11 protein-coding genes are annotated in these 12,929 nt (G+C 66.7%); 8 read left to right on the top strand and 3 right to left on the bottom strand.

Features of this window, described 5'->3' with window-relative positions; all coding sequences use genetic code 11:
- Positions 1-110 precede the first annotated feature (110 nt).
- Positions 111-632: a hypothetical protein gene (locus VEA80_RS03685; protein ID WP_325059339.1), complete on the bottom strand. Its 522-nt coding sequence runs from the start codon at positions 630-632 to the stop codon at positions 111-113.
- Positions 633-1,197: 565 nt separating this feature from the next.
- On the opposite strand from VEA80_RS03685, the gene VEA80_RS03680 reads away from it, so the two are divergent.
- The 5 genes from VEA80_RS03680 (at position 1,198) to ftsZ (ending at position 6,168) form a co-directional block, all read left to right on the top strand.
- Positions 1,198-2,118: a D-alanine--D-alanine ligase gene (locus VEA80_RS03680; protein ID WP_325059338.1), complete on the top strand. Its 921-nt coding sequence runs from the start codon at positions 1,198-1,200 to the stop codon at positions 2,116-2,118.
- Complete coding sequence (locus VEA80_RS03675; protein WP_325059337.1) at positions 2,106-3,059, top strand: cell division protein FtsQ/DivIB; 954 nt, start codon at positions 2,106-2,108, stop codon at positions 3,057-3,059. The genes VEA80_RS03680 and VEA80_RS03675 overlap by 13 nt, the downstream gene beginning before the upstream one ends.
- A complete protein-coding gene (gene ftsA / locus VEA80_RS03670) occupies positions 3,059-4,378 on the top strand; it encodes a cell division protein FtsA (protein ID WP_325059336.1) in 1,320 nt (439 codons plus the stop codon). The genes VEA80_RS03675 and ftsA overlap by 1 nt, the downstream gene beginning before the upstream one ends.
- Before the next feature lie 60 nt (positions 4,379-4,438).
- Complete coding sequence (locus VEA80_RS03665) at positions 4,439-4,636, top strand: hypothetical protein (protein WP_325059335.1); 198 nt, start codon at positions 4,439-4,441, stop codon at positions 4,634-4,636.
- Positions 4,637-4,821: 185 nt separating this feature from the next.
- Positions 4,822-6,168, top strand: a complete 1,347-nt coding sequence (ftsZ, locus tag VEA80_RS03660; protein WP_325059334.1) for a cell division protein FtsZ — start codon at positions 4,822-4,824, stop codon at positions 6,166-6,168.
- Here the strand turns inward: ftsZ and VEA80_RS03655 are convergent.
- Together VEA80_RS03655 and VEA80_RS03650 are read right to left on the bottom strand one after the other, a co-directional pair.
- Entirely contained in the window at positions 6,155-6,685 is a 531-nt protein-coding gene (locus VEA80_RS03655; protein WP_325059333.1) for a hypothetical protein, read from the bottom strand. The two genes, ftsZ and VEA80_RS03655, sit on opposite strands and share 14 nt — an antisense overlap.
- A 56-nt stretch (positions 6,686-6,741) precedes the next feature.
- A complete protein-coding gene (locus VEA80_RS03650) occupies positions 6,742-8,466 on the bottom strand; it encodes a hypothetical protein (protein WP_325059332.1) in 1,725 nt (574 codons plus the stop codon).
- Positions 8,467-8,596: 130 nt separating this feature from the next.
- Here VEA80_RS03650 and lpxC point away from each other — a divergent pair, with 130 nt between their 5' ends.
- The 3 genes from lpxC to ligA all read left to right on the top strand — a co-directional run bounded on the left by lpxC (position 8,597) and on the right by ligA (position 12,882).
- Entirely contained in the window at positions 8,597-9,529 is a 933-nt protein-coding gene (gene lpxC, locus VEA80_RS03645; RefSeq protein ID WP_325059531.1) for a UDP-3-O-acyl-N-acetylglucosamine deacetylase, read from the top strand.
- A gap of 112 nt (positions 9,530-9,641) precedes the next feature.
- A complete protein-coding gene (locus tag VEA80_RS03640; RefSeq protein WP_325059331.1) occupies positions 9,642-10,496 on the top strand; it encodes an outer membrane protein assembly factor BamD in 855 nt (284 codons plus the stop codon).
- A gap of 64 nt (positions 10,497-10,560) precedes the next feature.
- A complete protein-coding gene (gene ligA / locus VEA80_RS03635; protein ID WP_325059330.1) occupies positions 10,561-12,882 on the top strand; it encodes an NAD-dependent DNA ligase LigA in 2,322 nt (773 codons plus the stop codon).
- Positions 12,883-12,929: the final 47 nt, after the last annotated feature.

The following is a 12,929-nucleotide window of genomic DNA, read 5'->3' as shown; positions in this document are numbered from 1 at the left end:
CCCTGCCTACGCGGTGTTCAAATTGATCGTGAGCAAACGCAGCATAGGAAAAACCTATGCAGCACTTATGCTTAGGTCGCGGGACTGGTCTGCATTTTTGCAGTGCGGAATCATGAGCAGGGGCTCTCGCTGGGCGCTTCGAGCCCGAGCAGCGCTCGCAGCGTGACGGCTTCGCCAGCGCCGGGCGTCGGTTCGTCGTGAACATCGACGGCGACGATGTCGTCTATGCGCCATTCGCCGTTGGGCAGACGGCACATATTCCAAGTCAGGTTCATGCCCCCAGTCAGGCCGGTTTGCGTGAATCGGGTATTGATCTCGGAGCGGTTTTGCGTCGCGTGCTGGCCGACGGCGTAGCGGATGTCGACGATCTCGGGATCATTGGCCCAAGAGCGGAAGTCGAAATCGAGCCGATCGGCGTCCGGACCGGTCGCGTTGGCGACGATCGCCGTGGCGAGTTCGTGGCTGAACCAGACGGTGAGCTGCTCCTTGTCGGTGCGCGCGATCTCGCCGGAGTCGTAGAAGCCGGCGACGACTGGCATCGGCCCCATATCGACCGCGCCTTCAGTCGTGCTCTGTTGTTGTTGGCAGGCGGCGGTGAAAAGCGCCGCGGCGGCGATTACGAACGTACGCATCAGAGTCCCTCCCCGTTTCATTGATCAGTCTTGCGGCGCCCTAGTGACACAGCGTGCCGCATCGGTCTCGATCGTCGCGACGTCTGCGTCATCCTGTACGGCGACGCTACTGGCTTCGTATTGCGCAAGCTCGCTGGCGCTGAGCGCATCGTCTGCGGCGGCGCGCCACGCTTCGAGCGCTGTGCCACTGCCGCTTCATCGTCCCGGGAGCAGCCTTCGGCGATCGCAGTGCGCTGGAGCAAGGGCCGCGCAAGCGGGGACGAAGTGTGGCCGCATCAATTCAGTTCCCTTGGCGCTGCTCGCGCGACAGCATTGTGCGTGCTGCGCGTGTCAGAAGTACAGCGAAGTAACTTTCGTTCGGCTTCAAAGGCCAAACGTCCCGCGAATTTGGCCGGGGCATGGTTAAGCGGCGACAATACGTCTGAAGTGAAATTTACCATAAAAATCAGCAACTAAAGCCTTTGCCCTCATCATGCCTTAACCCTGGAGCGTTTCATTATGACACTCCCGGAATGAGGCGCGGCGAACGCGTCCGGCGGGGTTTGGTGTTGGACGCGAGGCGCAAATGGCGCGGGTGGCGGTGCTTCTTGGGGGCTTGAGCCCCGAACGGCCAGTGAGCCTGAGCTCGGGCAAGGGCTGTGCTGACGCGCTGCGTCGGCTCGGTCACGAAGTGATCGAGATCGATCCGCAGCACCACGGCTGGATCGCCGAGCTTCAGGACGTTCGTCCCGACAAGGTGTTCAACGCCCTGCACGGCGAATGGGGCGAGGACGGCCGCACCCAAGGCGTGCTCGATTATCTCAAGCTCCCCTACACCCATTCCGGCTGCCTCGCTTCGGCGCTGGCGATGGACAAGGATAAGTCCAAAGCCGTGTTCGCGCAGGCGGGGCTTCCGCTCGCCAACGGCAAGCTGATGCATCGGCTTGACGCCGCGAAGGCGCACCCGATGCCGGCGCCGTATGTCGTGAAGCCGAACGCGCAAGGCTCGTCGGTCGGCATCTTCATCGTCCGCGAAGGCGCCAATCGCCCGCCTGAACAATTGCTCGATCCGGACTGGACCTTCGGCGAGGAGGTGCTGGTCGAGGAATTCATCGACGGCAAAGAACTGACCGTCGCCGTGATGCACGAGCGCGGCGCGCTAGCCGTCACGGAAATCTTCGTCACCAGCGACGGCGATTGGTACGATTTCGACGCCAAGTACGCCGAAGGCGGATCGCGCCACGTCGTGCCGGCGAACATTCCGCAAGGCGTCGCCGATCAGCTCATGCGCGCGGCGGAAGCGGCGCACCACGCGCTCGGCTGCCGCGGCGTGACGCGCGCCGACTTCCGTTATGATCCCAAGCGCGACCGCATCGCGCTGCTCGAAGTCAATACGCAGCCCGGCATGACGCCGACTTCGCTCGTGCCGGAGCAGGCCGCCCATATCGGCATGTCCTACGACGATCTGGTCGCCTGGATTCTGGAGGACGCGTCATGGCCGCGGTGAGAGCACGCCGATCCGGCGGGCGCGCCGCTGAGCCCGCGCGCGGCAAGCGCCGCAAGACGCCGGCTGTGTCGTCTTACGACAACATGCCGCGTCTAGCGCGGATCAAGCTGTCCGGCGGTCTGACGCCGGACGACGTGCAAGTTACGTCGAAGAGCCTGCTGGTGGCGTTGACGGGCGCGGTGCTGTTCGTCGGTATCGCTGTGGCCTCTGCCGCGTGGCTCGGCTCATCCTTGTTCGACGCGCGCGAAGCGTTCGCGCGTTCGGCCGATTCTGCAGCCGCGGGCGTTGGCTTCAACATCGCGTCTGTCGACGTCGACGCGACCCCCGGCGGCCCGGCGATCACCGATGCGCGCCGTGAGGAAGTGCGCGCGCTGATCGTGCCGGACGGCCGCCGCTCGATCCTCGCGCTCGAACCGAACGAGGTGAAGGCGCGCGTCGAGAGCCTCGACTGGGTCGCGTCCGCGCGCGTGCGCCGGCTGTGGCCGTCGACGCTCGAGGTCGCGGTGGAGCGGCGTCAGGAATACGCGCTGTGGGAAGAGGACGGGCACGTTTCCGTCATCGACATCAATGGCGAACGTCTGCTCGCCGAACGCGCGGCGGATCATCCGAATTTGCCCCTGATCGTCGGCCGCGGCGCTGGACCTGCGGCCGAGCCGCTGCTCCAGGCGCTGGAGAGCCTGCCCAACGTGCGCTCACGGCTGGTGCAAATTGTGCGCGTCGGCGACCGGCGCTGGAATCTGGAACTGAACTCCGGCGCTATGGTCGCACTGCCGGAGGAGGGCGCGCCGGCGGCTCTGGCGCGGCTGGAGTCGCTGCACGCGCGTTACGCCTTGCTCGACCGGCCGGTGCGGCAGCTCGACCTGCGCACGCCGGGACAGCTCGCCGTCCGCGTCCATCCCACTCTCGCCGGCGGGCTCAATCCGCTGCTCGGAGGCGTGTGATGACCGCGCTTCTCGACCGCATCGAAGAGGGCCAAGCCGAGCCGAACCCGCTGGCGCCGCTGCTGGCCGCGCTCGATGTAGGCGTCTCGAAGACCATCTGCCTCGCCGCGCGGCGTGATCCGGTGCTGGAGATGCATCCGGAGCGGCCGCTGCGCGTGCTTGGCGTCGGCTTGCAGACCGCGCCGGCGATCGCATCTGGCAAGGCCGCCGACTTCGACGCCTGCGCGCGCGCCATACAGGTTGCGATCGAAGAGGCCTCGGCCATGGCCGGCGCGCCGATCAAGCGCGTTGTCGCGTCCTATGCCGGCCCGGGCATGCGCGCCGATATCGTACGCGCCGCGGTGCGGGTGAAGCGCGGGACCATCACCGGCGCCGACGTCGAGAATGCGATCAACGCGGCGATGAAGTCGCTGCCGACGCCGCAGCGTTCATTTCTGCACGTCGAGCCGCTGAGCTATTCGATCGACGATGGCGAGCCGATTGCCGATCCGCACGGCCACAGCGGCAAGATGCTGGCGGTGGAGGCCTGCGCCGTCACTGCCCCGACCGAGGCGCTGAACGCGCTGCGCGCCTGCATTCAGCAGGCCGGCGCAGAGGTGGAAGACATTATCGCCGCGCCGAAGGCCGCGGCGCTCGCGGTGCTGACGCCGGAGGAACGCGAAGAAGGCGTGCTCGTCATCGATCTGGGCGCGGGATCGACCGGCGTTTCGATCATCATGCAGGACACGCTCGTGCACGCCGAGACGATCTCCATCGGCGGCGTGCGGCTGACGCGCGATCTCGCCGCCAGGCTGCAGACGACGTTTGCCGCCGCCGAGCGGGTGAAGCTGCATTTCGGCGCTGTCGGCGCCGCCTGCGATCCGCGAGAGGCGGTGCAGGCGCCGAAGCTGGGCGAAGACGGCCGCCTCGAGGCGTCGACGACGCTGCGCGGCGTCATTGCCGACACCATGAGCCCCAGGCTGCAGGAGATGTTCTTGCAAGTGCGCGATCAGCTGCGCCGCGCCGGTTTCGATCATGAAGATGGCCCCCAGCGCGTGGTGCTGGTCGGCGGCGGCTCGCTCATTCCCGGCGTCCGCGAGCTGGCGATCGAGTCGCTGGCGATGCCGGTGCGTATCGGCCGCCCCTTCGAACTCTGCGGCTTCGATCACGGCGACGCCGGCCCGGCATACGCTGTTGCCGCCGGCATGCTGCGCCACCGCTTCGACACTCCCTCGCTTGAGGATGTGGAAGACAGTTTCCAGCCGTCGTTGACTCAGCTCGCGGCGGCGATGCGCAATACCGCGCGTGGCGCCTGGGCTTGGCTGCGCGAGAACTTCTGATCCTTGGAACACGCGCGGGCGGCGGGCCGTTTGCCCGTCGTGAGTACGCGTAAGGTTGAGATGGACACGCCGAACGGGCGTGACGAAGTGCCGGCCGCTACGGACCGCCTCCGTGGGGCGGACCGTAGCGGCCTTCACGACGAGGGCTGGGCGGAAGTGCCGGCTGACGGCGTCGGTCATCCGGACGACAACAATGTCGGACCGGAATACTACGAGGATGCTTCGCTCCTGCCGGCCAATCCAGAACAGCGCACCTGAGCTCTTCTGCGGGGGCTGGAAGCGCCTACATTTCCTTTGCCAGCCGGGTTTGGACGCCGCAGCGCCGCAAAAGCGCCGTGTAATGTTTCGATGGCTTAACAAAGGCTCAAGCACCGTCGCGGACGGTGCAGTACGAGTGGGCGAATCGTGAGATCGATCGTCTTGGAGCGGGTAAGAGCGCGAAAATGCAGGAATTGAGACCGCGCATCGTGGTGTTCGGCGTCGGCGGCGCCGGCGGCAACGCCGTCAACAACATGATCGACGCCAAGCTTCAGGGCGTCGAGTTCGTGGTCGCGAACACGGACGCGCAGGCGCTGACGCGCGCGCGTACGCCGAACAGGCTACAATTGGGCCATTCCATCACCGAAGGCCTCGGCGCCGGCGCCCGTCCTGAAGTAGGGCAGGCGGCCGCGCAGGAAAGCCAGCCCGAGATCATCGAATTCCTCGACGGCGCGCACATGGTGTTCGTCGCCGCCGGCATGGGTGGCGGCACCGGCACCGGCGCGGCGCCGGTGATCGCGCGCACCGCGCGCGAGCGCGGCATTCTGACGATCGCGGTGGTGACCAAGCCGTTCCACTTCGAAGGCCAGCGCCGCATGCAGCTCGCCGAGCAGGGCGTGCAGGAGCTGCGCAAGCACGTCGACACGCTGATCGTCATCCCGAACCAGAACCTCTTCCGCGTCGCCAACGAGCGCACGACGTTCGCCGAAGCATTCCAGCTGGCGGACCAAGTGCTGTACTCGGGCGTGCGCGGCGTCACCGACCTCATGGTGATGCCGGGCCTGATCAACTTGGACTTCGCCGACGTGCGCACGGTGATGGCCGAGATGGGCACGGCGATGATGGGCACCGGAGAAGCGCAGGGCCCGAACCGGGCGCTACAAGCGGCGCATGGCGCCATGGCCAATCCGCTGCTGGACATCGTCTCGATGCGCGGCGCGAAGGGCGTGCTGATCAATATCACCGGCGGCTTCGACATGACGCTGTACGAGGTCGATCAGGCCGCCAACGAGATCCGCGCCGAAGTCGATCCGAACGCGAACATCATCCTGGGCTCAACGTTCGACGAGAACCTGGAAGGGTCGATCCGCGTCTCGGTGGTGGCGACCGGCATCGATGACGAGGCGATCGTCACGCAGCAGACGGTGGTCGAGCCCGCGCGCCGCGCCAGCGAGGCGCCTGTGCGTCGACCGGTGGTCACGCCGCGCGCTGAGCCGACGCCGGCGCCCGAGCCAGTGCGCGAAACGTACGAAGACACGCGGCCGAGCTTCGCCAACGACATAGAACCCGAGCCGCGCCGCAGCGGCGGCGGTGGCGGCGGTTTCAGCCTGTTCGGTTGGAAAAAGCCCGAGCCGCGCGAGGAGGCGCCGACCTCGTACCGCGAGTTCAATCTGGACGAACCGGCGGCGGTGGAGCCCGCGCTTGAGCCGGCGCCGCCCCGGCGTGCCCACGAAGACGTGGTGCGTGACCCCGCGCTTGACGAAGAGCTGGAAATCCCGGCCTTCCTCCGCCGCCAGATCAACCCGCGCTAGGAACCAGCAAGAGAAGCGAGGCCGCGGCCGCGCCTGCGACGGCGCCGACCACGACTTCGTTCAGTGTGTGCCGCTTCAGTTCAAGTCGCGACCAAGCCACAGCGGCGGCGAACAGAGACAGCAGAACGGCGGCGATCGGCATCGCTGGCCAGAGCACGCCTGCGCCGAATGCGGCGAACGCCACGTGAAGCGAGAGCTTGAGGAGGTGGCGCAAGGCCAGGGCGGCAAGCACGATCGCGCCGGCAAGCGCGAAACCTGCGACAAGTCTGATCGGCTCGCCGTTCATATACGACAGCGCGGCCGTCCCGGCGAGTAATGCGGCGAGGAAGAGATTCAGCTCCACACGCTCACTCGGCGCCGATGCGTCGCTGTCCCGCCACCGTCCGGCGCGGACCTGCATCATGCCAAACACGACCACACTCGCCGCAACTGCAGCCGTCACGGCGACCGAGAGCAGCTTCGTGCGCTCGGCGGCGTCTGCGCTGGCGCTTATGGCTGCGAGTGCGACGAGCGGCATCACTAGAGCGGGATGACTCGCAAGCGAGAGCGCACGAGCCGTTGCGCGAAGCGCGTTCATCCGCGCCACAGCCGTTTTCTCAGCTCGGCTTCGCGCTCCGTCATGGCGCCCGCCTTCGCGAGTTCGTCAAAGCGCGCAAGAGCTGATTTGCGGTGGGCTTCAGCGCTAAGCGGATCAGCCACGCCGAACAGATGCGTCTCGACGATCGCACGAAAGCGCAGCGCCTCGATGTCATGCTCGTCGCTGAAGATGCGATCGGCGAGGATGAGTTCGTCTTCCCAAGCCGCGCACGCTGTCGCCTTGTCGCCTTGCGCCAGCGCGACTAGGCCGAGTCGTTCCAGCGCGACAGCGAGCGCTTGCGCCGCCCTCGGATCCTCCGGCGCGGCGTCATACATCGTGAGCCGCATTGTAGCGCTTTCCTGGAACGCTGCGCGCGCGCCCGCTAAAGCGCCGGCTTCGAGAGCGGCCTCCCCGTGCTTCACCAGCGCCGCCGCCAGTCCGCGGGCGGAGCGCGCATTGTCCGGCTCACGATCGAGCGCCATCCGCCTGAACTCCACCGCGCGCGCGAACGCCCCTTGCGCCTGGTTCAAGGCCCGCAGTCCGCGCGCCACCTCGCCGAGACGGTCCCAGGCGGCGGCGATATCGGTGAGCCAAATGGGCGCCGACAGTGGAATACGCGCGACTGTTTCCGCGTGCATGCGGGCCGTGTCCGCCGCTTCACGGGCGAGATTGGTCTCACCCGTGCGCAGCGCGTGGTCGGCCTGGTCGAGCAGCGTGTGGATGAAGAAGCGGGCGGCCGCTTCGGGGCAGGGGGGCGCGGCCAATTGCTCCGCAAGCAGTCGCGCCTGACAGAGGGACTCCGCAGCTGCCTGATGATCGCCCAACGCCGCCCGCAACGCGCCGCGGATGCGCCATGTGCCCGCTAGCGCCCATGCTTCGCGCGGGTTCTTCGCCGCGAGCCGCAGCCGCGCCTGCAGCGCTTTGTCCATGGCCTCGCGAGCGCGGTCGTGCGCGCCGCGCGCGTAATCGGCTTCTGCGGCGAGCGCCCACGCGTCCGACAAGACCGCCCGCCAGTGCGGTTCGTCCGGCTCGGTGACGGCTAGCGCTTCGTAGCGCCCGATCGCCTCGGCGAATCGGCGCCGCGCCGATGCCGCTTGGCGCTCGTCCAGTTCAAGCGCTCCGAGGCGGAGCTCAGCGTCGGCGATGTCGGCGGCGAGCACCGGGGGCTCGCCAATGGCTGCCGCCGTCGCCCGCAGCATCGCCAGCGCGCCCTCGGCGCCCACCCGGGCGCGCTCGCGCTGGCCTTCGCTAGCGTCGAGCTCCGCCAGACGGCCGCGGGCTCGGGCGTACCAACGAGCGGCCGTGGCGTCGGCCCGGTTTGCGCGAAGGATCTCATCCTCGATCCGCAGCACAGCCGTGTAACATTCGCGCGCGGCGACCAAATCGCCTTCAACCCTTGCGATCTCCGCGACGATGAAGGCGGCGCGGGCGCGGGCGGCTTGGTCCACGGCTTCGTCCATGACCCCGCGGGCCTCGGCCCTGGCGGTGCCAAGGTCGCCTTGTTCCGCCGCCAGGCGCGCGAGCGCCAGGCGCGGCGCCGGGTCCATCGGCTCGAGCCGGATGGCGACCGTGAGCGCCTCGCGCGCCAGGGCTGGGTCGTCGCGCTCCGCCAGCCAGGCCGCACGCCGCGCAGCCACCGCCGCATGCGCGCCGCCGGCCCTTGCCGCCGCTAACAGGGCGGCCGCGTCGGGGGCGCTCGGAGGAGGCGGATTTGTGACCATTTTCAGAGACTTCCGCCTATTCGCTTAACAGTCACAAACCGTAACGCAACGTGTGTTGTTGGGACCGGAACCGGCGCCTTACATCAAACGTCGGGTCGGGGGGCCCAGAGCCCTGCGGGGGGACAAAAAGGTGACTTCGTTGCGTAAGCAGCAGACCATAGCTGGTCCCGCTATGTGTGCGGGTGTGGGCGTCCATTCCGGCACGCACGTGCGCCTCGCGCTGACGCCGGCGCCGGCGGACGCCGGGATCGTGTTCGTCCGCTCCGACGTGCGCGGTGTGGATAATGTCATTCGTGCCCATGCCGATAGCGTCCACGATACCCGCAGCTGCACCACCATCCGTAACACCTCGGGCGTGGAGCTGGCGACGGTTGAGCACCTGATGTCGGCCTGCGCTGGCCTCGGCATCGACAATCTGATTGTGGAAGTGGACGGCCCGGAACTGCCGATCCTGGACGGCTCGTCCGCCCAGTTCGTGCAGGTGCTGCTGAACGCCGGAATCAAGCAACAGCACGCACCGCAACGGTTCATCCGAATTCTCGAGCCGATCGAAGTCCGTATGGGCGCGAAAAGCGCGGCCTTGACGCCATCGGAAGGCTTCGAAGGCCTCGATATGGATGTGACGATTCGCTTCGCCGACGCCGCTATCGGCGTGCAGCGCCGCCGCGTCCATCTCACGCCGGAAAGCTTCCTGCACGATATCGCCGACGCGCGCACGTTCGGCTTCCTGGCCGACGCCGAAGCAATGCGCGCGGCGGGGCTTGGCCTCGGCGCCTCGATGGCGAACACGCTGGTGGTGGATTCTGGCCGCGTCGTGAACCCCGAAGGACTTCGCTTCGACGACGAATTTGTCCGTCACAAGATGCTCGACGCGGTGGGCGATCTGGCTATGGCCGGTGCGCCGATTTGTGGCCGCTTTGTGGCTGACCAGCCGGGCCATGCGCTCAACGCGCTGCTGGTGCGGGCTCTGCTGGATACGCCGGAAGCATGGCGTTGGGAGTACGACTCCGAGGCCGAAACGGTTCGCGAGCATGCGCCGGCGCTGATCGCAGCTGCGGGCTGAAACAGCTGTTCGTCCCACAGCCGCAGGCGCTTTGCGGCGCGGCTTTCATCCTGTATCAGGCCAGGGCAGCGTTTCGCTGCGCGTCCTTCCTGAGCAAGAAGAGGCCAGGTAAATGAACTCTCGACAGTTGCACGCCGCCCGCATGCTGGGCGCCGCCCTGTTGGCCGCCGGCCTTGGGGCATGCGCTTCGCTGAACCGCGAGCAGGCGGAGCAGCAGCAGTATGTCGATGAGCCGGTCGAGCGCATCTACAATCGCGGCACAGACGCCTTGGATCAGGGCCGCTATCCGCGCGCACTGCGCAATTTCGAGGAAGTCGAGCGCCAGCACCCGTATTCGTCTTGGGCGCGCCGCGCGATGCTGATGGAAGCGTACGCGCACTATCAGAACAACCAGTACGATGAGGCGATCGAGGACGCGCAGCGCTTCATAGCGCTCCACCCCGGCAACGAAAGCGCGCCGTACGCTTATTACCTGGTCGCCATTTGCCACTTCGAGCGCATCCTCGATGTCGGCCGCGACCAAGCGACGACCGAGCGGGCGCTGCAGGCGCTGAACGATGTCGTGCGCCGCTATCCGGAGAGCTCCTACGCGCGCGACGCGCGGCTGAAAATCGACATGGTCTATGACCAACTCGCCGGCAAGGAGATGGCGGTCGGCCGCTTCTATCTCGAGCGCGACATGCACCTCGCCGCCATCAACCGCTTCCGCAATGTGGTCGAGAACGAGAATTATCAGCGCACCTCGCACACGCCGGAAGCGCTGCACCGGCTCGTCGAAGCTTATCTCTCGGTCGGCATGACCGAGGAGGCGCAACGCATGGCCGCGATCTCCGGCCACAACTTCCCGGGCAACGAATGGTATCAGCGCTCCTACACGCTGATGACCGATTCCGGCGTCGCCCCAGTTGCGGAAGAGGAGGCCGAACGCCGCGGCTGGTTCGGACGCACCTTCGGCGCGGTGTTCTGATAACGAGCTTGGGGGCGCTTAGGGCCTTGATCCGCCCCGCGGACTCCCGCCTAAGATGCCGCCGATGGCGGACAAGGCAGTCGAGAAGCTGACGGAGAAGGAGGCGGCCGCCGAGTTGGAGCGGCTCGCGGCCGAAATCGCGCGGCACGACAACCTCTACTACCTGAAAGACGCGCCGGCGATTTCCGACGCCGAGTACGACAAGCTGCGCGTGCGCAATTCGGCCATCGAGGCGCGCTTTCCCGAACTCGTCCGCGACGACAGTCCCTCGATGCGGGTGGGCGCAGCCCCGACAGAGAAGTTCGGCAAGGTCCGCCACAGCGTGGCGATGCTGTCGCTAGACAATGCGTTCGACGCCGACGACGCGCGCGCGTTCGTGCAGCGCGTGCAGCGCTTCCTCAATCTGGGCAAACCGCCTGTGCTTACGGCCGAGCCCAAGATCGATGGCCTGTCGGCATCGCTGCGCTACGAAAACGGCCGCTTCGTGCAGGGCGCGACGCGCGGCGACGGGCGCGAGGGCGAGGACGTCACCGCCAACCTGCGCACTATCGGCGACATCCCGCAGACGATCAAAGGGGCGCCCGCCGTGCTCGAAGTACGTGGCGAGGTTTACATGGAGAAAACCGCGTTCGCGAAGATGAACGCAAAGCTCGAAGCCGAAGGCAAACAGACCTACGTCAATCCACGCAACAGCGCCGCCGGCGCGCTGCGCCAGCTCGATCCGAAGATCACGGCGTCGCGGCCGCTGCGCTTTTTCGTGCATGGCTGGGGCGAGCTATCCGAGCCCTTCGCGGCGACGCAATACGACGCGATGCGGCGCCTGGGCGATTTCGGTTTCCCGCTCGCCTCCATCAAGCGCGCCAAGGACGCCGAGGAGTTGCTGTCGTTCTATGAGCACATCCTCGCCGGCCGACAGAAGCTCGCCTACGAGATCGACGGCGTCGTTTACAAGGTCGATGAACTCGCGCTGCAGCAACGGCTTGGCTTCGTCTCGCGCAGTCCGCGCTGGGCCATCGCGCACAAGTTCGCGGCCGAGCAGGCGGAAACGACGCTCGAAGCCATCGACATTCAGGTCGGCCGCACCGGGGCGATGACGCCAGTTGGGCGCTTGAAGCCGGTGTTCGTCGGCGGCGTCACGGTCACCAACGTGACGCTGCACAATCCAGACTACATCGCCGGCGTCGGCGCCGATGGCGGGCCGATCCGCGGCGGCAAGGATCTGCGCATCGGCGATACGGTGATCATTCAGCGTGCGGGCGATGTGATTCCGCAGATCGTCGACGTCATCGAGTCAAAACGCGCGCGCACCGCCAAGCGCTACGATTTTCCCGATGTCTGCCCGTGCCCGCTGAAGACGCCGGTCTCGGCCGAAGAAAGCTCGGTACGGCGCTGCACCGGCGAGTTTGCTTGCCCTTACCAGCGCATCGAACATCTCCGACACTTCGTGTCGAGGCGGGCGCTGGACATCGAGGGGCTCGGCGCGAAGCAGATCGAGGAGTTCTTCGAAGCGGGCTTCATTAAAGAGCCGGCGGACATCTTCACACTATCGAAGCACAAGACGGCGATCCTCGAGCGCGAGGGCTATGGCGATAAGAGCCTCGCCAATCTGTTCGCCTCGATCGAAGCGCGCCGCGAAGTGGAGCTGTCGCGCTTCATTTACGCGCTCGGCATCCGTGATATCGGCGAGACGACGGCTGGCGTGTTGGCGCGCAGGTTCGAGACCTGGGCGGCGTTCCGCGATGCGGTGGACGCCGCCGTCGCGGCGCGGCCGGGCGAGGAATACGAAGCGCTCGAGCTTATCGAAGGACTGGGCGAGGGTGCGCGCAACAATCTCGTCGCCGCCGCGCCGACGCTGAAGGCCGGCGGGGGCGATCTGTTCGAAGATGCGGAACCGCCGAAGATCAAAGGGGTCAGCGCCAAGGCCTGGGAGTCGCTGAAAGCCCATTACGGTTCGCTCAGCGACGCGTTCGCGGCCGTAAGGAAGGCCGCTAGGCAAATTCCTGGCGAGGATTATCTCGATCTTGCGCGCGTCGACGGCGTGGGTCCGGTGGCGGCGGGCCATCTCGTCGACTTCTTCGCCGAGAAACACAATCGCGCCGCGCTCGAGCGCCTGTTGAAACAGGTGACGCCGAAGGCTGAGCCCAAGGCGGCGACTTCGAGCAAGGTTGCCGGTCTCACGATCGTGTTCACCGGCACGCTGGAGAAGATGACGCGCGATGAAGCCAAAGCGCGCGCGGTGGCGCTCGGCGCCAAGGTTTCCGGCAGCGTGTCGAAGAAGACCGATCTCGTCGTCGCCGGGCCGGGCGCCGGCTCGAAACTCGCCGAGGCGGAGAAGTTGGGCGTCAAAGTGATCGACGAAGACGCTTGGATCGCAATGAGCAAGTGACATCGTAAGCGGCACGGGCCGCTCACGATGTCACATTGATCTCTGGC

This window comes from Vitreimonas sp., from assembly GCF_035627415.1.
GTDB lineage: Bacteria > Pseudomonadota > Alphaproteobacteria > Caulobacterales > Aquidulcibacteraceae > Vitreimonas.
The sequence above is the reverse complement of the archived record's forward strand: the minus strand, read 5'-3'. Positions and strand labels throughout refer to the sequence as shown.